Source organism: Pseudooceanicola batsensis HTCC2597 (assembly GCF_000152725.1).
GTDB lineage: Bacteria > Pseudomonadota > Alphaproteobacteria > Rhodobacterales > Rhodobacteraceae > Pseudooceanicola > Pseudooceanicola batsensis.
In genome coordinates this window covers 1,720,222-1,738,686 of the sequence record NZ_CH724131.1, presented here as the reverse complement: position 1 = coordinate 1,738,686, position 18,465 = coordinate 1,720,222, and the positions used below count along the sequence as shown (strand labels likewise).

The 18,465-nt window shown below is 67.8% G+C and carries 19 protein-coding genes; 14 read left to right on the top strand and 5 right to left on the bottom strand.

The features are described 5' to 3' along the window. Window positions 1–89: 89 nt before the first annotated feature. From OB2597_RS12380 to OB2597_RS12350, 7 genes are read left to right on the top strand one after another with little or no spacing between them, the layout of a single operon-like run. Complete coding sequence (locus tag OB2597_RS12380; protein ID WP_009805915.1) at window positions 90–1,280, top strand: ABC transporter substrate-binding protein; 1,191 nt, start codon at window positions 90–92, stop codon at window positions 1,278–1,280. 28 nt (window positions 1,281–1,308) lie between these two features. Next, complete coding sequence (locus tag OB2597_RS12375; RefSeq protein WP_009805914.1) at window positions 1,309–2,226, top strand: branched-chain amino acid ABC transporter permease; 918 nt, start codon at window positions 1,309–1,311, stop codon at window positions 2,224–2,226. After that, complete coding sequence (locus OB2597_RS12370; RefSeq protein ID WP_238529720.1) at window positions 2,223–3,218, top strand: branched-chain amino acid ABC transporter permease; 996 nt, start codon at window positions 2,223–2,225, stop codon at window positions 3,216–3,218. Before OB2597_RS12375 ends, OB2597_RS12370 begins: the two co-directional genes overlap by 4 nt. Next, window positions 3,215–3,970: an ABC transporter ATP-binding protein gene (locus OB2597_RS12365; RefSeq protein WP_009805912.1), complete on the top strand. Its 756-nt coding sequence runs from the start codon at window positions 3,215–3,217 to the stop codon at window positions 3,968–3,970. The genes OB2597_RS12370 and OB2597_RS12365 overlap by 4 nt, the downstream gene beginning before the upstream one ends. Continuing rightward, on the top strand, window positions 3,970–4,656 hold the full coding sequence (locus OB2597_RS12360) for an ABC transporter ATP-binding protein (RefSeq protein WP_009805911.1): 687 nt from the start codon (window positions 3,970–3,972) through the stop codon (window positions 4,654–4,656). The genes OB2597_RS12365 and OB2597_RS12360 overlap by 1 nt, the downstream gene beginning before the upstream one ends. A 17-nt stretch (window positions 4,657–4,673) precedes the next feature. Continuing rightward, complete coding sequence (locus OB2597_RS12355) at window positions 4,674–5,120, top strand: cupin domain-containing protein (protein ID WP_009805910.1); 447 nt, start codon at window positions 4,674–4,676, stop codon at window positions 5,118–5,120. Between the two features lie 4 nt (window positions 5,121–5,124). Beyond that, on the top strand, window positions 5,125–6,369 hold the full coding sequence (locus OB2597_RS12350; RefSeq protein ID WP_009805909.1) for a flavin-dependent oxidoreductase: 1,245 nt from the start codon (window positions 5,125–5,127) through the stop codon (window positions 6,367–6,369). Window positions 6,370–6,676: 307 nt separating this feature from the next. Here the strand turns inward: OB2597_RS12350 and OB2597_RS12345 are convergent, their stop codons facing one another. Continuing rightward, complete coding sequence (locus OB2597_RS12345) at window positions 6,677–8,965, bottom strand: bifunctional salicylyl-CoA 5-hydroxylase/oxidoreductase (protein WP_009805908.1); 2,289 nt, start codon at window positions 8,963–8,965, stop codon at window positions 6,677–6,679. A 195-nt stretch (window positions 8,966–9,160) separates the two neighbouring features. Here OB2597_RS12345 and OB2597_RS12340 point away from each other — a divergent pair, with 195 nt between their 5' ends. The 7 genes from OB2597_RS12340 to OB2597_RS12310 all read left to right on the top strand — a co-directional run bounded on the left by OB2597_RS12340 (window position 9,161) and on the right by OB2597_RS12310 (window position 14,666). Beyond that, window positions 9,161–9,580 (top strand): acyl-CoA thioesterase, encoded by a 420-nt coding sequence (locus OB2597_RS12340; protein WP_009805907.1) that lies wholly within the window; start codon window positions 9,161–9,163, stop codon window positions 9,578–9,580. Continuing rightward, window positions 9,577–9,981 (top strand): RidA family protein, encoded by a 405-nt coding sequence (locus OB2597_RS12335; RefSeq protein WP_009805906.1) that lies wholly within the window; start codon window positions 9,577–9,579, stop codon window positions 9,979–9,981. The genes OB2597_RS12340 and OB2597_RS12335 overlap by 4 nt, the downstream gene beginning before the upstream one ends. 11 nt (window positions 9,982–9,992) lie before the next feature. Beyond that, window positions 9,993–10,229, top strand: a complete 237-nt coding sequence (locus tag OB2597_RS12330) for an Lrp/AsnC ligand binding domain-containing protein (protein WP_009805905.1) — start codon at window positions 9,993–9,995, stop codon at window positions 10,227–10,229. Window positions 10,230–10,263: 34 nt separating this feature from the next. Continuing rightward, the gene (locus OB2597_RS12325) at window positions 10,264–11,094 is read left to right on the top strand and encodes a tryptophan 2,3-dioxygenase (RefSeq protein ID WP_009805904.1); all 831 of its coding nucleotides are present in this window, start codon (window positions 10,264–10,266) and stop codon (window positions 11,092–11,094) included. Continuing rightward, entirely contained in the window at window positions 11,091–12,293 is a 1,203-nt protein-coding gene (gene kynU, locus OB2597_RS12320; RefSeq protein WP_009805903.1) for a kynureninase, read from the top strand. Before OB2597_RS12325 ends, kynU begins: the two co-directional genes overlap by 4 nt. Before the next feature lie 144 nt (window positions 12,294–12,437). Continuing rightward, window positions 12,438–13,304, top strand: coding sequence for a DMT family transporter (locus OB2597_RS12315; RefSeq protein ID WP_009805902.1), 867 nt, complete (start codon window positions 12,438–12,440; stop codon window positions 13,302–13,304). A gap of 294 nt (window positions 13,305–13,598) precedes the next feature. Continuing rightward, window positions 13,599–14,666 carry an AI-2E family transporter gene (locus OB2597_RS12310; RefSeq protein ID WP_238529719.1) on the top strand — a complete coding sequence of 356 codons (1,068 nt, stop codon included), beginning with the start codon at window positions 13,599–13,601 and terminating at the stop codon, window positions 14,664–14,666. A gap of 3 nt (window positions 14,667–14,669) precedes the next feature. Here OB2597_RS12310 and OB2597_RS12305 read toward each other — a convergent pair whose 3' ends face one another. The 4 genes from OB2597_RS12305 to OB2597_RS12290 are packed head-to-tail and all read right to left on the bottom strand — an operon-like array spanning window position 14,670 to window position 18,462. Beyond that, complete coding sequence (locus OB2597_RS12305) at window positions 14,670–15,605, bottom strand: ornithine cyclodeaminase family protein (protein WP_009805900.1); 936 nt, start codon at window positions 15,603–15,605, stop codon at window positions 14,670–14,672. Then, window positions 15,602–16,117: a TRAP transporter small permease gene (locus OB2597_RS12300; RefSeq protein ID WP_009805899.1), complete on the bottom strand. Its 516-nt coding sequence runs from the start codon at window positions 16,115–16,117 to the stop codon at window positions 15,602–15,604. Before OB2597_RS12300 ends, OB2597_RS12305 begins: the two co-directional genes overlap by 4 nt. 2 nt (window positions 16,118–16,119) lie before the next feature. After that, the gene (locus OB2597_RS12295; protein ID WP_148234727.1) at window positions 16,120–17,112 is read right to left on the bottom strand and encodes a TRAP transporter substrate-binding protein; all 993 of its coding nucleotides are present in this window, start codon (window positions 17,110–17,112) and stop codon (window positions 16,120–16,122) included. Between the two features lie 30 nt (window positions 17,113–17,142). Beyond that, complete coding sequence (locus OB2597_RS12290; RefSeq protein ID WP_009805897.1) at window positions 17,143–18,462, bottom strand: TRAP transporter large permease; 1,320 nt, start codon at window positions 18,460–18,462, stop codon at window positions 17,143–17,145. Window positions 18,463–18,465 lie beyond the last annotated feature (3 nt).

Sequence of the window (18,465 nt, the reverse complement as noted above, 5' to 3'; positions counted from 1 at the left end):
CTGAATGCGGCACGGGGCGCGGATGCCCGACAGGCCCCCGGGGCCCAACCAGACGGCCAAGCCGCATAACGACAACCAGGGAGTTCAACATGACCCACAAGACAAGACTGTTCGCTTCGACGGTGCTGGCCCTCGGCCTCGCCGCGCCGGCCATGGCGCAGGACGTGCCCGCTTCGGCGAATGACGACGTGCTGAAGATCGGCCTGATCTACACCCTCTCCGGCCCGCCGGCCGCGCTCGGCGTGCAGGCGCGCGACGGGTTCATGCTGGCGGCCGAGCGGATCGGCGAGATCGGCGGCATGGAAACCGAGATCATCGTCGTGGACGACGAGGGCCGTCCGGACCTCGCCGCCGACAAGGCGCGCGAACTGGTGCAGCGCGAGAATGTCGATTTCGTCGTCGGCCCGATCTTCTCGAACATCCTGATGGCGATCCACCAGCCGGTCACCAGCACGGGCACCATCCTGATCTCGACCAATGCCGGAACGTCGAACTTCGCGGGGGCCGAGTGCAACCCGAACTTCTTCACGACCTCCTACCAGAACGACCAGAACCACGAGGTGATGGGCGCCTATGCCGAACAGCAGGGCTATCAGAACGTGTTCCTGATGGTGCCGAACTACCAGGCGGGCAAGGACAGCGTCGCGGGGTTCAAGAACTCGTACACCGGCAATGTCGCGGGCGAGGTCTATACCGAACTCGGTCAGCTCGATTTCAGCTCGGAGCTGGCGCAGATCGCGGCGTTCCAGCCCGACGCGCTTTTCACCTTCATGCCGGGCGGCATGGGCGTGAACCTGGTGAAGCAGTATTCGCAGGCCGGGCTCACCTCGATCCCGTTCCTGTCGGCCTTCACCGTGGACGAGACCACGCTGCCGGCCACGCAGGAGGCCGCCGTCGGCCTTCTGGGCGGGGCGAACTGGGCGCCGGACATGGACAACGAGGCGAACCGGACTTTCGTGTCGGCGTATATCGAGAAATACGACTCGGTGCCCGGCACCTACGCGATGCAGGCCTATGACGCGGCGCAGCTGATCGACAGCGCGGTGCGCAAGACGGGCGGCGACCTCACCGACCGCGACGCGCTGCGCGCGGCGATCACGGAGGCCGATTTCGACAGCCCGCGCGGCGATTTCAGCTTTGGTGCGAACAACTACCCGGTGCAGGACTTCTACCTCGTCGAGGCGGTGAAGCGCGATGACGGCTATTACGGCACCTCCGTGAAGGAGAAGATCTTCGACGACTACGTCGACAACTACGCCGATCAGTGCGCGATGCAGTGATCGACAAGGTCGGCGGGGGATCGCGTCCATGATGAACCTTTTCGTTCTCCAGCTCCTCAACGGGGTTCAGCTGGGCGTTCTGCTGTTCCTGATCGCGGCGGGGCTGACGCTCGTCTTCGGGATCATGGACGTGATCAACCTCGCCCATGGCGTCCTCTACATGGTGGGCGCCTATCTCATCGCGACCTTCGCGGCGCTGACCGGCAGCTTCTGGTGGGGTCTCCTGCTGATGCTGCCGGCGGCGGTCGTGGTGGGGCTGCTGATCGAAGTGGTGATCATAAGGCGATTATACGCCCGGTCGCATCTGGACCAGGTGCTCGCCACCTTCGGGCTGGTCATGATCGCCAGCGAACTGGTCGAGATCGTCTGGGGCACCTCGCCGCTGTCGGTGCCGATGCCCGAGATGCTGTCGGGGTCCGTGCCCCTGATGGGCCCGCTGCGCTATCCGGTCTACCGCATCGCCGTGATCCTCGCCGGGCTGGCCGTGGCGGCAGGGCTCTACGTGGTGGTCAATCACACGCGCATCGGGATGCTGCTGCGGGCCGGGGCGACGAACCGGATGATGGTCTCGGCGCTCGGCGTGGACATCAACAAGCTCTTCGCCATCGTCTTTACGCTCGGGGCCGTGCTGGCCTGCCTGGCCGGAGCCCTGGTCGCGCCGATCCTGTCGGTGGATACCGGCATGGGGGAAAGCGTGCTGATCCTGGCCTTCGTCGTCGTGGTCATCGGCGGTATCGGGTCGATCAAGGGGGCCTTTCTCGGGGCGCTGCTGGTGGCCGTGGTGGACACGCTCGGCGGCGTGTTCGGGCCCTTCCTCCTGCGATCGCTGCTCGACCCGGCGGCGGCCGGACAGATGGGCCGGGTGCTGGCGCCGATGCTGGTCTACATCCTGATGGCGGTGATCCTGTTCGCGCGGCCCGCCGGCCTGTTCGGGAGGCGCGCATGATGTCCGACGCCCCCGCGATGCGCCCCGCCCCCCGGACGCCCGCCCTGGCCGGCCGGGTAAAGGCGGCGCTGGTGCTCTTCGTCCTCTTCGCGCTGATGCCGCCGCTCGCCTCGGCGCTGAACGATCCGTTCTACGTGCTGATCGGCACGCGCATCCTGGCCTATGCCATCGCCGCCATGGCGCTGGACCTGATCCTGGGGTTCGGGGCGCTGGTGTCCTTCGGCCATGCCGCCTATCTCGGCTTCGGGGCCTATGCCGTCGCGATCCTGTCGAGCTACGGGATCGACGACCTGTTCCTGCAGATCGCCGCGGGCATCGTGATGTCGGCCGGGTTCGCGCTGATCACGGGCGCGATCTCGCTCAGGACGCAGGGCGTCTATTTCATCATGATCACGCTGGCCTTCGGGCAAATGGCGTTCTTCTTCTTCATCTCGCTTTCGGCCTATGGCGGCGACGACGGCTATTCGCTGTCGCAGCGCTCCGGCGTCCTCGGCACCGACCTGCTCGGCAGCGACTATGGCCTCTACTACACGACGCTCGCCCTGCTGATCGCGGTCTTCGTGCTGTGCAACCGGATCGTCAATTCGCGGTTCGGACGGGTCTTCACCGGCATTCGCGAGAACCGGACCCGGATGGAGGCGGTCGGCTATGCCCCGTTCCGGTTCCAGCTGACCGCCTTCGTGATCTCGGCCTGCCTGACCTCGGTCGCCGGCGTGCTGCTGGCCAACCAGGCGCAGTTCGTGTCGCCGGCCTTCATGTCCTGGCACCGCTCGGGCGAGTTGATCGTCATGGTGGTGCTGGGCGGCGTGGGGACGCTGACGGGCGGCATCGTGGGGGCGGTGGTGGCGCTGCTGCTCGAGGAGTGGCTGGGGATGCTCACCCATCACTGGCCGCTGCTCTTCGGCACCTTCCTGGTGCTCATGGTGCTCTTCTCGCCGCGCGGGATCACCGGGCTGATCGAGAGGCTGGGCATCGGGAGGGGGCGGCGATGACCTCTCTGAGCGTGCAGAACCTGTCGAAGAACTTCGGCGCGCTGAAGGTGACCGACGACGTCTCGCTCGAGGTGGCGTCGGGCGAGATCCACGCCGTGATCGGCCCGAACGGGGCGGGCAAGACGACGCTGATCGCGCAGTTGTCGGGGCAGCTGCGGTCCGACGCCGGGCGGGTCCTGGTGGGGGGCGAGGATATCTCGCAGCTGTCGATGCCCGACCGCGTGGGGCGGGGCCTCGCGCGGTCCTTTCAGATCACCTGCGTCCTGCCCGGCTTCACCGCGCTCGAGAACGTGGCGGTCGCCGTGCAGGCGCGGTCCGGCTCGAGCTTTCGCTTCTTCGGCAGGGTCGCCGAGGAAGAGGCGCTGAACGCGGCCGCGCTGCGCGCGCTCGAGGAGGCGGGGCTGGGTGATCGCGCCCATGTCCGCGCCAGTTCGCTCAGCCACGGCGAACACCGGCGGCTGGAGCTGGCGATCGCGCTGGCGACCGAGCCGAAGGTGCTGCTGCTGGACGAGCCGCTGGCCGGCGTGGGCGGCGAGGATGCCGAGGCGTTCATCGACCGGCTCAAGCGGTTCAAGGGCCGGTTCACCATGGTGCTGATCGAACACGACATGGAGGCCGTGTTCGCGCTGGCCGACCGCGTGTCGGTGCTGGTCTACGGCCGGATCATCGCCACGGGCACGCCCGAGGCGATCCGCTCGGACCCGGAGGTGCGGGCCGCCTACCTGGGCGAGGAAGAAGAGGAGGTCGCCTGATGCTGGAGGTTTCGGGCCTGGAGGCGGCCTATGGCGAAAGCCGCATCCTCTTCGGGATCGACCTGAGCGTCGGGCCGGGCGAGGTGGTGACGCTGCTCGGCCGGAACGGGATGGGCAAGACGACCACCGTCAAGTCGATCTTCGGACTGCTGCGCCCGCGCGGCGGCCAGGTCAGGGTGGAGGGGCAGGATCTGACGGGGGCCGAGCCGCACCGCATGGCGCTGGCGGGGCTGGGACTGGTGCCCGAGGGACGCCAGGTCTTTCCGACGCTGAACGTCGAGGAGAACCTGCGCGCCACGGCCCGGCCGGGCAAGTGGACGCTGAACCGGATCTACGAGCTGTTCCCCCGGCTGGAGGAGCGGCGGCGCAACATGGGCACCCAGCTTTCGGGCGGAGAGCAGCAGATGCTGGCCATCGGTCGGGCGCTGATGACCAACCCGCGGCTCATGGTGCTGGACGAGGCGACCGAGGGGCTGGCGCCGCTGATCCGCGCCGACATCTGGGCCTGTCTCGCCCGGCTCAAGGCCGAGGGCGAGGCGATTCTCGTCATCGACAAGAACGTCGACGCGCTGACACGGTTCGCCGACCGTCACGTCGTGATCGAAAAGGGCCGCGTGGTCTGGACCGGCACGACGGCCGAGATCCTCGCCACGCCCGACGTCAAAGACCGTTTCCTGCACGTCTGATCTGAAAGGACAACACCATGATACCCGGCGTTACCAAGTCGAATTCCGGCATCGACGACATCTCCTGGAACATTCTCGGCCAGACCTATGTCCCCAAGCTCAAGTCGAAGAACTCGATGGCCTGGCATGCGACCCTGCCCAAGGGCACCTTCGTGCCGCCGCATATCCACCCGACGCAGGACGAGTTCATCTATGTGCTGGAGGGGCGGTTCGACCTGCTTCTGAACGGGGTCGAGACCTATGCCGAACCGGGCGACACGATCCGTCTGCCCATGGGCATCCCGCACGGGATCTTCAACAAGACCGACACCACCATCAAGTGCCTGTTCTGGGTGGCGCCGACGCGGCGGCTCTATGATCTGTTCTGGGCGCTGCACAACCTCGGGCCCGAGCCCAACCCGGCCGACGTGGTGGCGATCTCGGCCAAGCACGAGGTGGATTTCCTGCCCCCGGACGAGGACTGATCCGATGACGGTGATCGTCGCGGGGGCGGGAATCGGCGGGCTGACCACGGCGCTCATGCTGCATGCGCGCGGCGTTCCCGTTCGCATCTACGAGGCGGCGCGCGAGGTCCGCGAGGTGGGCGTCGGCATCAACGTGCTGCCCCATGCGATCCGCGAGCTCGCGGATCTCGGGCTTCTTCCGGCCCTGGATGCGGTCGGGGTGCGGACGCGCAAGCTTGCCTATCTGACGCGGCAGGGGCAGGAGGTCTGGTCGGAACTGCGCGGCATGCATGCCGGCCACGAGGTGCCGCAGTTCTCGATCCACCGGGGCCGGCTGCAGAAGGTCATCCACGATGCGGTTGTCGCGCGGCTGGGCCAGGACGCGCTGCGGACCGGGCGGCGGCTTGAGGGCTTCGTGCAGGACGATGCCGGCGTCACCGCGCATTTCAGCGACAGCACGATCGGCGGCGACGGCGAGAGCTGCCGGGGCGAGGTGCTGATCTGCGCCGACGGGATCCATTCGGTCGGCCGCCGCGTCTTCTATCCGGGCGAGGGGGCGCCGTCGTGGCAGGGCGTGGTGATGTGGCGCGGCGCGAGCGACTGGCCGGTCTGGGAGGATGGCGAGAGCATGGCCATCGGCGGCGGACTGGGCGGCAAGTTCGTGCTCTATCCGATCGCGCCGGCAGAGAACGGCCGGCAGCTGACGAACTGGGTCGTGAACGTGCGGATCAAGGACGGCGAGGCCTCGCCGCCGCCGCCGGATTCCTGGTCGCGGCAGGCGTCGCTGGCGCAGGTCCTGCCGCATGCGCTGCGGTTCCACGTGCCGGGCATGGATATCGGAGGTCTCGTGAAGGCCGCGCCGGCGATCTACGAATATCCGATGGCCGACCGCGACCCGCTGCCGCGCTGGACATTCGGACGTGTGACGCTGCTGGGCGACGCGGCCCATCCGATGTATCCGGTCGGGTCGAACGGGGCCAGCCAGGCGATCCTCGACGCGCGATGCCTGGCGGACGCGCTGGCCCGCGCCGAACACCCGCGGGCGGCGCTGTGGGCCTACGAGAAGGAACGGCTGCCCAAGACCTCCGACATCGTGCGCACCAACCGGGTCGGCGGACCCGAGCGGGTGATCGATGCCGTGGAGCGACTGGCGCCGGCCGGTTTCAAGGACGTGAACCAGGTCCTCTCGCGCGAGGAACGCAAGGGGATCGTCGGCGGCTATGCCTCGATGGCGGGGTTCTCGAAGGTGAAGGCGGGCATAAGGCGGTGAGCTCTGGTCCGGGTGGCGGTGCAGGCCGGGCCTGAGCCCCGGCCAGCGGCGTTCGGGGCGCGGTGCGTCCGCCGGTTTCAGCGTGAAACCGGGCCCGCCCCCGCGGGCCGGCGCTTTGGTGCCGTGTCGGAGAACTGCCACGGCAGGCACACGCCAAGAGGTCCAGCGGTTTACGCGCATCGGCTCCCGGGCCGGCGTTGCGCCGGTTTGCATGGGGGCGGTCGGGAAGATGGGCCGAATTCCATCCCTCCCATCCCGCGTGAAAAACTCCCCGTCCCCTCGAAGGAGGTGAGGGGGCCGGCGCAGCCTAGACCCGGATGCCCAGCCCTTCGCCACGTTCCGCGAGCCGCCGCATCTGGTCGCGGCCGGGCAGGTAGGGCAGCGGCCATTGCGTTTCCTCGTCGCCGAGGGCCGCTGCGGCGTGCAGGGTCCAGTAGGGGTCGGCCAGGTGCGGCCGGGCGAGGCAGACGAGATCCGCGCGCCCCGCCATGAGGATCGAGTTCACGTGGTCGGGTTCGTAGATATTACCGACCGCCATGGTCGGGATGCCGCGTTCGTTCCGGATCCGGTCCGAGAAGGGGGTCTGGAACATGCGGCCATAGACCGGCCGGGCCTCGACGCTGGTCTGTCCGGCCGAGACGTCGACGATGTCGACCCCGGCCTCGTGGAAGAGGGCGGCGATCTCGACCGCTTCCTCGCCCTCGACGCCCCGGTCGCCGATCCAGTCGGTGGCCGAGATGCGGACGGACATCGGCTTGTCCTCGGGCCAGGCGGCACGCATGGCGCGGAAGACCTCGAGCGGATAGCGCATCCGGTTCTCCAGCGATCCGCCGTAGTCGTCGGTCCGGTGGTTGGAGATCGGCGAGATGAAGGAGGACAGCAGATAGCCGTGCGCGGCGTGCAGTTCGATCATGTCAAAGCCCGCGCGGTCTGCCATCTGGGCGGCGGCGACAAACTGATCGCGGATCAGGTCCATCTCGGCCCGGTCGATGGCGCGGGGGGCGGCATGCCCTTCGTCCCAGGGAATGTCCGAGGCCGAGACGGTCGGCCAGTTGCCCTCGGGCAGGGGGGCGTCCATCGTCTCCCACCCCAGCTGGGTCGAGCCCTTGCGGCCGGAGTGCCCGATCTGCATGCAGAGCCGGGCGTCGGTTTCGGCGTGGACGAAATCGGTCAGGCGCTTCCACGCCGCTTCGTGTTCCGGAGCGTAGAGGCCCGGACAGCCCGGGGTGATCCGCCCCTCGGGCGAGACGCAGGTCATCTCGATATGGACCAGCCCCGCGCCGCCCTTGGCCCGTTCCGCGTAATGCGCGAAATGCCAGTCGGTCGGGCAGCCCTCCACGGCCTTGTATTGCGCCATGGGCGAGACGACGACGCGGTTCTTCAGCCGCATCCCGCGCAGCTGGAACGGGGCGAACATGGGCGCGCGATGCACGCCGTTGGCGCCGGCCCGGGCCTGGAACCACTCCTCGGCCTCCTTCAGCCAGCCGGGATCGCGCAGGCGCAGGTTCTCGTGGCTGATGCGCTGCGACCGGGTCAGCAGAGAATAGTTGAACTGGACCGGGTCGAGGTGGAGGTAGCGTTCGACATCCTCGAACCATTCGGTGGAGTTGCGGGCCGCCGATTGCAGGCGCAGCACGTCGAGGCGGCGATCCTCCTGGTACGTCCGGAAGGCCTCTTCCAGCGTGGGGCGGGTGTGGACCAGTTCGGCCAGGGCGATGGCGGATTCGAGCGCCAGTTTCGTGCCCGAGCCGATCGAGAAATGCGCCGTGGCCGAGGCGTCGCCCAGCAGCACAACATTCTCGTGATGCCATGTCTCGCAGAGCACGCGGTTGAAGTTCAGCCAGGCGGAACCGCGCAGGTGTTTCATGTTCGAGATCAGGGCGTTGCCGTTCAGGTGGTCGGCGAAGATACGCTCGCATTCCGCGATCATCGCCTCCTGTCCCATCTCGTCGAAGCCGAGCCCCCGCCAGGTGTCTTCGGCGCATTCGACGATGAAGGTCGCGGTGTCGGCGTCGAACTGGTAGGCGTGCGCCCAGATCCAGCCCTGCGGCGTCTTCTTGAAGATGAAGGTGAAGGCGTCGTCGAACTTGGCATGGGTGCCCAGCCAGACGAACTTGCAGGCGCGGGTGTCGATCTCGGGTCTGAAATGCGCGGCAAAGTGCTGGCGGGTCTTCGAATTGATCCCGTCGGCGGCGACCACGAGGTCGTATTCGGCGCGCAGCGTCTCGATGTCGTCCACCTCGGTCTCGAAGCGCATCTCGATGCCCAGCTCGCGACAGCGCTGCTGCAAGAGGAGAAGCATCTGCTTGCGTCCCAGTCCGCAGAACCCGTGCCCGGTCGACGTGATGGCCACGTCCTCCTTCACCACCTTGATGTCGTCCCAGTAGGCGAAGTGGTCGCGGATCGCGGCGGCGCTGACGGGGTCGTTCCGCTCGAGATTCTCGAGCGTCTCGTCCGACAGAACGACGCCCCAGCCGAAGGTGTCGTCGGGCCTGTTGCGTTCCAGGACGAGGATCTCGGCCTCGGGGTCGCGGAGCTTGAGGCTGATGGCGAAGTAGAGGCCAGAGGGACCACCCCCGATACAGACGGTCTTCATGCCTTTCCCTCCTTGCTGGCGCGGGTACAGACGGGATCTTCCATGCCCGGCGCCGAAATTTCAAGCCTAAAACTTTAGGCTTGAAATTTCTGTCGGGCTGGACGATTGTGCCTTCGAAGGCGGGACGACCCGCCGACGCGCCGCCAGGGCGGAATATGTGCGGGCGTCTCGCCCGCGGGCCGAGGGGAGCTGAACATGCCAGCCTTCGCGCATCGCAACGCGGTGATGTTCCAGCACTGCGATCCCGCCGGGATCGTCTTCTACCCGCGCTATTTCGAAATGATCAACGAAGTGGTCGAGGTCTTCTTCGCGCGGGCCCTCGGCTGGTCCTTCCGCCAGATGCACATGGTCGAACGGCTGGGCGTGCCGATGCGGCGGCTCGCGACCGACTTCCATGCGGCCTCGCGCCTGGGCGACGAACTCGACTGGTCCCTCGCCGTCACGCGGATCGGCGGCGCGAGCGCCGAGATCGAGATCCGGGCCGCCTGCGAAAGCGAGGCGCGGCTGACGGCACGGGGGACGCTCGTGCTCGTCGATCTCGACCGGATGACGTCGACCCGCTGGCCGGAGGGGCGGCGCGCGACACTGGAAAGCTATGCGGAGGACAGGGTTTGAGCACGATCACCATTCACCCGGAGGGCTGGAAGCCGGCCAAGGGCTATGCGAACGGCGTGGTTGCCGAAGGCCGGGTGCTGTTTGTCGGCGGCCAGATCGGCTGGACGGCGCAGCAGGTCTTCGAGTCACACGATTTCATCGGGCAGATGGAGCAGGCCCTGCGGAACATCGTCGAGGTGGTCGAGGCCGCCGGCGGCGAGGTCCGGGACATCACGCGTCTGACCTGGTACGTGACCGACAAGCAGGAATATCTCGCCCGCCAGTCCGAGGTCGGCGTGGCCTACCGCGAGGTTATGGGCTACCACTTCCCCGCAATGACCATGGTCGTCGTCGCCGCGCTGGTCGAGGACGAGGCCAAGGTCGAGATCGAGGCGACGGCAGTCCTGCCTGCCAGCGCATGAGGGAGATCGGAATGCAGTGCGTTTTTGTCCAGATCCAGTGCGAACCCGGCAAGGCCTACGAGGTCGCGGACGAGATCGCGCTTCTCGAGGTGCATTCGGAACTTTACTCGACCAGCGGCGAATTCGACCTGCTGGTGAAGATCTACATTCCCGACGACAGGGACATCGGCCATTTCCTGCACGATAGCGTCTTCGGCGTGCCGGGGATCGAACGGACCCTGACCACCATGACCTTCAAGACGTTCTGAGACCGCCTATCCGGGCAGACAGGGGGCGCGCGCCATGACCGCATACGACCCGACGCGCGACGGCGCGAAAATGTCCTTTTCCGGGGACATGAGCTATATCGACTATCTCTCGCTCGACCCGATCCTGGGGGCGCAGAAGCTGCGCTCGGACGCGCATGACGAGATGCTGTTCATCATCCAGCACCAGACCTCGGAGCTGTGGATGCGGCTGGCGCTCTACGAACTTTCCGCCGCCCGAGAGAACCTCGAACGGGGGAACTTCGCTCCGACCTTCAAGATGCTGACGCGGGTGGCGCGGGTGTGGGAGCAGCTCAACAGCGCCTGGGACGTGCTGCGCACCATGACGCCCAGCGAATACACCACCTTCCGCGATCAGCTGGGCGAGTCCTCGGGCTTTCAGTCCCATCAGTACCGGCTGATCGAGTTCATCCTGGGCAACCGGAACCGGTCGATGATGAAGGTGCACGCGCACCGGCCCGAACTGCATGGCATGCTGGAACAGGAGCTGGGCCGCAAGTCGCTCTATCACGTGGCGCTGAACAAGCTGGCCGCCGGGGTGGGGGCCGAGTTCGATCCCGCGGTCTATCGCCTGGACCGGCCGCACGAGGCGGACGAGGCGGTGATGGAGGCGTGGTCCCGCGTCTACCGCGACCCCGAGGCCCACTGGTCGCTTTACGAACTGGCGGAGAAGCTCGTCGATCTCGAGGACTATTTCCGGCGCTGGCGCTTCAATCACGTCACCACGGTCGAGCGCATCATCGGCTTCAAACGCGGCACGGGGGGGACGAGCGGGGTGACCTACCTGCGGCGGATGCTCGAGGTCGAGCTTTTCCCCGAACTCTGGAAACTGCGGGGGCAGCTATGAAGACCGACGTCAATTCACTGCCGAGAAAGCATCTTTTCGATCTGCCCGAGGGGATGATCTATCTCGACGGCAATTCGCTCGGGCCTCTGCCCCGCGCCGTGAAGGATCATCTCGGCGCGGTCGTGACCGACCAGTGGGGCGGGCATCTGATCAAGGGATGGAACCTCGACGGATGGATGGAACAGCCGATGCGCGTCGGCAATGCCATCGCCGGGCTGATCGGTGCCCCAGAAGGATCGGTCGTGATGGGGGACACGCTCTCGATCAAGGTCTACCAGGCGTTGTCCGCGGCCCTGGAGATGCGGCCCGAGCGCAAGGTCATCCTGTCCGACAGCGGCAATTTCCCCTCCGATCTCTACATGGCCGAGGGGTTGATCCGGCACCTGGGGCAGGGGCACGAGCTGCGTGTCGTGGCCCCGGAGGAGGTGGCTTCGGTCATCGGCGAGGATGTGGCCGTGGTGATGATCACCCAGGTCGACTACCGCACGGGACGGATGCACGACATGGCCGGGATCACCGAAGCCGCCCATGCCGCGGGGGCGGTGATGCTCTGGGATCTCGCGCATAGTGCGGGGGCGGTGCCGGTGGACCTGGCCGCCTCGGGCTGCGAGTTCGCGGTCGGCTGCACCTACAAGTATCTCAACGGCGGACCCGGGGCGCCGGCCTTCATCTATGTCCGCCCCGATCTCGTGGGCGGCATCCGGCCGGCCCTGTCCGGCTGGCTGGGCCATGACGCGCCCTTTGCCTTCGAGCCGAGCTACAGGCCGGCCGGGGATATCGAACGGATGCGGGTCGGCACGCCGCCGGTGCTGCAGATGTCGGCGCTGGAGGTGGCGCTCGGCGTCTGGAACGGCATCGACATGGAGGACGTGAGGGCCGCCTCGGTCGCGCTGTGCGAGCTGTTCATCGCCGAAGTCGAGGCCCGGTGTCCGCAGCTGACCCTGGCCAGCCCGCGCGAGGCGGCGATGCGGGGCAGCCAGGTCTCGTTCCGTTTCGAGAACGGCTATGCGGCGATGCAGGCGCTGATCGCGCGCGACGTGATCGGCGATTTCCGCGCGCCCGACGTCATGCGTTTCGGTTTCACGCCGCTCTACGTGGACGAGGCGGACGTGCGCCGCGCGGTCTCCATCCTCGCCGATATCCTCGACAACCGGCTCTGGGACGATCCGGCCTACAGGCGGACCGCCCGCGTGACCTGAACACCCGGCGGCGGGCGGCGGGCAAGGCCGCACCGCGCGATCGGTGCTGCCGGTCCGGGCCTTGTCTCTCACCTTGCGGGATGATCAAGAGGAGGGCGGGCCAAGGGGGACGAGATCATGCCGGAGGAGACACGAGGCGGGGCGATGACCGGTATCCTGCTGATGTGTACCGGGGTCGCCTGCCTGTGCATCAACGACGCGATCGCCAAGACGCTGGCCGTGCATTACGCGCCGGTCCAGATCCTGTTCCTGCGCAACCTCCTGGCCCTGCCCGGCGCGCTTGTCATCGCCGTGGCGATGGGGGGCACCGCCGCCCTGCGGTCCTACAGGCCGATGGCACACGTGCTGCGCGGTGCGCTCTGGCTGGGCGCCGCGGCGCTGTTCTTCACCAGCCTGCGCCATCTGGGGCTGGCCGAGGCGACGACGCTGATCTTCGCGGCCCCGGTCTTCATCACGGCCCTGTCGGCGATGTGGCTGCGCGAAGAGGTGGGGTGGCGGAGATGGTCGGCCGTGCTGGTGGGGTTCGCGGGCGTGCTGGTCGTCGTGCGGCCGGGCAGCGACGCGTTCCAGGCGGCCTCGGTCCTGCCGGTCGCGGCGGCGGTCCTCTATGCGGTGCTGATGATCGGGGCACGCTGGGTCGACCCGCGCGAGAGCGTCTGGACCCTCATGCTCTACCTGGTCGGGGCGGGGGCGCTGCTGGCGGGCCTTGTCAGCCCCTTCTTCTGGACGCCGGTCCGCGGCGAGGACGCCGCGCTGTTCATCGCCATCGCGATCTTCGGGACCGCCGGGATCACGATGATGACGCAGGCGTTCCGGTTCGCGCCGGCTCCGGTCGTGGCGCCCTTCGACTATACCGCGCTGCTCTGGGCGACGGCGCTGGGCTGGCTGGTCTGGCGGGACGTGCCGGACCTGGCCACCTACCTCGGTGCCGGGATCATCGCGGCGAGCGGACTGTTCATCGTCTTCCGGGAGCGCGCTGCCGAAGACCGGGGCGCGGGTCGGGACAGCTGACCGCGTCGCCCCGGTTGCCGGCGCGGGGGCGCCGCGTCGCGCTGCCGTGTCAGCGCCACATCATCGGGCGAGAGTGACGAATTTCGCGGCACCGCCCGTCCGAAAGCCCAGAAATTCGCCGGTGCCGGCGCCGTTGCGGGCGGAACGCGATTGCCTTCTTTCGCCCGGGAACGGCAGAAATGCGGGCGCCGGTCTCTGCGCGCCCTGCCACGGGGGCAGGTCCCGGCCGCGTCGCAAGGCCCGGCAAACGCATTCTGGCGGTGGTGCGTCACCCACAAAGGAGGTATTCCCCCGGTGCTCGACAGACACGCTCTCGCGGCTGGGATGATGATCGAAAAGGCCACATACGGAACCGCACTGACGCTGATGCTCGGCTGGCTGCTCTGGATCGGCAAGCCGGTGCTGTTGCCCGTCATCGCCGCAATGATTTCGGTCTACGTGCTGTCCACGGCGGCCGCGGCCATGCAGTCGCTGCCGGTGCTGGGCCGGTTTCCGGGCTGGGCGCGACGCACGGTGATCCTGATCGCCTTCGCCCTGGGGATGGGCCTGCTCTTCCTCCTGGTGATCAACAACCTTTCGCAGGTCGCGGCGGCGTTGCCGCGTTACGAGTCCAACCTGGACGCGCTCGTGACCCGCAGCGCCAACCTGCTCGGCATCGAGGACGAGCCGACCTGGGCGAATGTCCGGCGCATGACGCTGGACCGGATCGACGTGACCTCGTGGGTGACGCCGGCGCTGCTGTCGCTGCGCGGATTCGGCGTGACGCTGTTCCTCGTCGTGCTCTATTCCAGCTTCTTCATGGCCGAGCGGGGGTCGATGGCGCGCAAGGTGGTGATCGCCATGGGCGGCGAGGAAGCGGGCAGTCGGGCCCTGCTCCTGCTGTCGCGCGTCAACGAACGGATCGGGCGTTACCTGTTCGTCAAGACCGCGGTGAACGCGATCCTGGGGGCGCTGTGCTTCGGCATCATGCTGGTCCTCGGGATCGAGTTCGCGCTGTTCTGGGCGGTGCTGATCGCCTTCCTCAACTACATTCCCTACATCGGGTCGATCGTCGGCGTGATCTTTCCGGTGCTTCTCAGCCTGGCACAGTTCGGGACCCTGCTGATGGCCAGCGTCGTTCTGGTGACGCTGACGGCTGCGCAGACCTTCGTGGCGGCCTATCTCGAGCCGCGGATGATGGGTCGGGCGTTCAACCTCAGCCCCTTCGTCGTCCTGCTCGCGCTTGCGTTCTGGAGCACGTTGTGGGGGCTGCCCGGGGCGCTGCTCGCCGTGCCGATGACGGCGAGCCTGGTGCTCGTCCTGTCCGAGATCGGCACCACGCGACCCGTCGCCGTCATGCTCTCGGCAAGCGGAAAGGTCTGAGGGTCAGCCGAGGGTTTGGGCGATGTGCCAGCCGGCGGCGAGGTCCTGCACGATGAGGCCGTGGGACTTGTAGGCGGTGATCTGGTCGGCCGCGGTGCGGCCCGTGGCGTCACCCGACAGCACCGCGCCGAGTTCGCTGACAGGGTAGTCTTCAGCAATGGCCCCGGCCTGTTTCGCGCCGAGGATTTCGCCCGACTCCCGGCCCGAGCTTTCCAGCGAATCCGTGAACATCACCATCCGGGCGACGCCGGTGTCGTCGATCTCGCGCGAGTCGGCGAGGCTCGCTCCGACGAGGTTGACGTGCTGGCCGGGGCCGAGGTCCGCACCGCGCAGAAAGGCCTGCCGGGCCGAGGTGGCGGTGATCACCACGTCGGCCCCCGCCACGGCCCGGTCCAGCGCTTCGACCACGCGGACGGGGGCATCGGGGAAACGGGCGGCGAGCGCGCGGGCGGCGTCGGGGCGGCGGGCCCAGATGCGAACCTCCCTCGGGGCAAAGCACTGGAGGAGGCCCTGCAGGTGCAGGTCGGCCTGTTCGCCGGCGCCGCAGATGCAGAAGGTCTCGGGATCGGGCCGGGCGAGGGCGCGCGTGGCCAGCATCGAGACCGCGGCGGTGCGCAGCGCGGTCAGCGCGTCGGCCTCGATCGCGGCGACGGGCCGGCCCGTATCGCTCTCGAACAGCAGCACGAACCCCTGATGGCTCGACAGCCCGTGTTTCGGGGCGTCCGGGTAGAGGCTGAGGACCTTGGCGCCGTGCAGGGGCGGGTTCCGCAGCGCGCCGTACATCAGGCCCATCCGTCCCGCATCGTTGATCGGGATGGCAAAGCGGGGCGGGTGCAGCGCATGGCCGGAGGAGACGTCGCGCATCGCCGCCTCCATGACCGGGACCAGTTCGGCGACCGTGATGCGGCCGAGAACCTGTTTCGCTGTGATGACCTTCATTCCGTCGGACCTTTGGGAGGGGCGAAGGGGCCGGTGACCCGCGCCGCGCAGTGGATGAGGATGACGAGGCAGGTGATGGGGATGACCGCGCCGACCAGCGCCATGTTCAGCCCCAGCCCGGGCGAGTTGCGCCCCATGCCGCGCCAGAGGAAGCCGCGTTCGATGTTCCAGCCCGGTCCGAAGATCGAGTAGTGCAGCATCGGCAGCAGGAATATCGCGACCGCCAGCGCGAGCATCGCGCGTGCCAGCGCCTGTCGCCGTCGCGAATGCTCGGCGGTGACCGTCAGGATCACCGGGTCGAGTCCGCGCCGGAAGGCGCAGGTGGCACCGAGCAGGCCGCTCCAGACCATCAGGTAGCGCGCCATCTCCTCAGTCCAGGCGAAGGGGGAGCGCATGCCGTAGCGCACCCCGACCTGGAGGAGGATGACCAGCGCGATCCCGAACAGCCCGGCCTTGGCGAGCGCGAGGCAGATTTTGTCCAGCCCCGCGCTCAACTGCTCGATCCGACGCATTCCTATTCCGCGGAGGCGTCGGCGAGGGCCTGCATGTCGGCCACGGAGCCGGCGGGCATCAGCGTGTCCCAGACCTCTTGGGAGCGGCGCTTGAACTCGGCGAGCGCTTCCTCGGTCGGTGTCGTGATGGTGACGCCGGCGGCCTCGAGCTGCTCGATCTCGGTCTTTTCGGCGGCGTAGGTCCACTCGCGGTTCCTGGCGTTGGCGGTTTCGACCGCCGCGTCGACCACCGCCTTCTCGTCATCGCCGAGCGCGTCGTACCAGTCGGCCGACATCAGCGCGGCACGGAAGGGCGTGCCGGCCTTGAGGTCGGTGAAATGGGTCAGAAATTCGGTGTGCTTGAAGATCAGCGGCACGGCGGGCGGGTTGAAATAGCCGTCCACGATGCCCTGCTGCACGGCGCCCGCGAACTCCGGCATGTCGACCACGACGCCCTGGGTGCCCCAGGCCTCGAAGAGCTTGACCTGATTGGCGTCGATGGCGCGCAGGCGCAGATCGGTCAGGTCATCGACCGTGGCGACCGCCTTGGTGTCGTTGAAAAGGCCCATCTGCCCGCCGAGACCCGGCAGGCCCGCAACCTTGATGCCCTGAGATTCCATGTTCTCGCGGATGCCGTCGAGCAGGGGGCTGTCGGTTTCCTGCGTGGCGCGGAAGAACTGGGCGCTGTCCTCGAAGACGTAGGGCGCGAGAAAGCCCAGGATGCGCGGATCGACCTGCGCGATCATCACGAAGTTGGTCACCCCGAACTGCAGCAGCCCCTGCGACAGCTGGTCGACGATTTCCGGATCCTTGCCGAGGCTGGCGCCGGCAAAGACGGTGGCCTCCATCCCGCCCTCGCGCAGGGCGGCGGCGAAGTCCTCGGCATAGACCCAGTCGGAGCAGGCGGCGACGGGGGGGCACTGGACCGCGATGCGGACCTCCTGCGCGGCGGCGGGGGCGGCGATCGCGAGGCCGAGCGCGAGGCCCGGCAAGGTGTGGCGTAGTGTTCTGAGCATTGTGGTCTCCCTGTTTTTCGATTTGTGGGTCTAGTCGATCAGTCCGACCAGGCGCGGCACGGCCAGCGTCAGGTCGGGCACGAGGATGAGCAGCAGCAGGAGCGCGACCTGCACCCCCAGGAACGGCAGGATCGTCAGCGAAAGGCGCAGGTAGGACACCCGGCTGGCCGCCGAGACCACCATGAGGATCCCGCCGAAGGGCGGCGAGATCAGGCCGAGCGTCAGGTTCAGGCAGCTCACCACGCCGACATGCACCGGATCGGCCCCCGCCGTGACCGCAGCGGGGATCAGGACCGGCACCATCAGGACCAGCGCCATGGTCACGTCCATCACCATGCCGGCGGCGAACATGATAAGGCTGGCGATGAGGAAATAGCTCGTGGCGCTCAGGTCCAGCGCGGTCACCGTCTCGGCGATCATCTGCGGGACCTGCATGATTCCCACGAGGTAACCGAAGATCGCGGCGGCGAAGAGGATCATGAAGATCGACCCGGTCAGCATCACCGCGCTCTCGACCGCGCGGGACCCTTCCGAGATCGTGTGGCGCAGCGCCTCGGCGGGGCGGCTCCGGTCGAGCAGGCGGTAGACCAGCACCAGGATGACGGTGATCGCGACGGCCAGCGCGGCGGCCTCGGTCGGGGTGACGACGCCGAAGACGATGCCGCCCACGATGACGATCGGGATCAGCAGGGCCGGAACGGCGCGGGTGAGCGTCGGCCAGACCGGCGGCAATTCGACCCCCGCGCCGCCCGGGTGCCCCTCGCGTTTCGCGGCCCAGAAGTTGTAGGCGAAAAGGAAGACCGCCATGAGCAGGCCCGGGACGATGCCGCCCGCGAACATCGCGGCCACCGAGACGTTCATCAGCGCGCCGTAGAAGATCATGACGATGGAGGGCGGGATGATCGGGCCGATGACGCAGCTGGCCGCCGTCAGGGCGGCCGCGAAATCCGGGCGATAGCCGCGATCGACCATGGCGGGCACAAGCGTCCGGGTGGTGGCGGCCGCATCCGCCACGGCCGAGCCCGAGACCCCGGCCAGGAAGACGCTGGCAGATATGTTCACATAGCCCAGCCCGCCCTTGAGCCGACCGACCATCAGCATGGCGAGGTCGATCAGCGCCCGGGTCACGCCGCCCCGGGTCATCAGCTCTCCCGCGAGGATGAAGAGGGGCATCGACAGGAAGGTGAAGACGTCGATCTGGCTGAAGATGCGCTGCGGCAGGATCGCGAGGTAGTTGCCGAAGCCGGTGGCCACGAAGGCCAGCACCGCCGCCGACCCGGCGACATAGCTGATCGCGACCCCGCCGGCGATGGCGAGGGCGATGAATCCGAATATGAGGCCGGTTGCCATGAT

Coding starts and splice junctions, on each gene's coding strand:
- OB2597_RS12350 (WP_009805909.1), top strand. CDS start 5,125: ATGACGGTGATCGTCGCGGGGGCGGGAATCGGCGGGCTGACCACGGCG.
- OB2597_RS12345 (WP_009805908.1), bottom strand. CDS start 8,965: ATGAAGACCGTCTGTATCGGGGGTGGTCCCTCTGGCCTCTACTTCGCC.
- OB2597_RS12355 (WP_009805910.1), top strand. CDS start 4,674: ATGATACCCGGCGTTACCAAGTCGAATTCCGGCATCGACGACATCTCC.
- OB2597_RS12290 (WP_009805897.1), bottom strand. CDS start 18,462: ATGGCAACCGGCCTCATATTCGGATTCATCGCCCTCGCCATCGCCGGC.
- OB2597_RS12365 (WP_009805912.1), top strand. CDS start 3,215: ATGACCTCTCTGAGCGTGCAGAACCTGTCGAAGAACTTCGGCGCGCTG.
- OB2597_RS12315 (WP_009805902.1), top strand. CDS start 12,438: ATGACCGGTATCCTGCTGATGTGTACCGGGGTCGCCTGCCTGTGCATC.
- OB2597_RS12340 (WP_009805907.1), top strand. CDS start 9,161: ATGCCAGCCTTCGCGCATCGCAACGCGGTGATGTTCCAGCACTGCGAT.
- OB2597_RS12300 (WP_009805899.1), bottom strand. CDS start 16,117: ATGCGTCGGATCGAGCAGTTGAGCGCGGGGCTGGACAAAATCTGCCTC.
- OB2597_RS12330 (WP_009805905.1), top strand. CDS start 9,993: ATGCAGTGCGTTTTTGTCCAGATCCAGTGCGAACCCGGCAAGGCCTAC.
- OB2597_RS12305 (WP_009805900.1), bottom strand. CDS start 15,605: ATGAAGGTCATCACAGCGAAACAGGTTCTCGGCCGCATCACGGTCGCC.
- OB2597_RS12295 (WP_148234727.1), bottom strand. CDS start 17,112: ATGCTCAGAACACTACGCCACACCTTGCCGGGCCTCGCGCTCGGCCTC.
- OB2597_RS12380 (WP_009805915.1), top strand. CDS start 90: ATGACCCACAAGACAAGACTGTTCGCTTCGACGGTGCTGGCCCTCGGC.
- OB2597_RS12360 (WP_009805911.1), top strand. CDS start 3,970: ATGCTGGAGGTTTCGGGCCTGGAGGCGGCCTATGGCGAAAGCCGCATC.
- kynU (WP_009805903.1), top strand. CDS start 11,091: ATGAAGACCGACGTCAATTCACTGCCGAGAAAGCATCTTTTCGATCTG.
- OB2597_RS12375 (WP_009805914.1), top strand. CDS start 1,309: ATGATGAACCTTTTCGTTCTCCAGCTCCTCAACGGGGTTCAGCTGGGC.
- OB2597_RS12325 (WP_009805904.1), top strand. CDS start 10,264: ATGACCGCATACGACCCGACGCGCGACGGCGCGAAAATGTCCTTTTCC.
- OB2597_RS12370 (WP_238529720.1), top strand. CDS start 2,223: ATGATGTCCGACGCCCCCGCGATGCGCCCCGCCCCCCGGACGCCCGCC.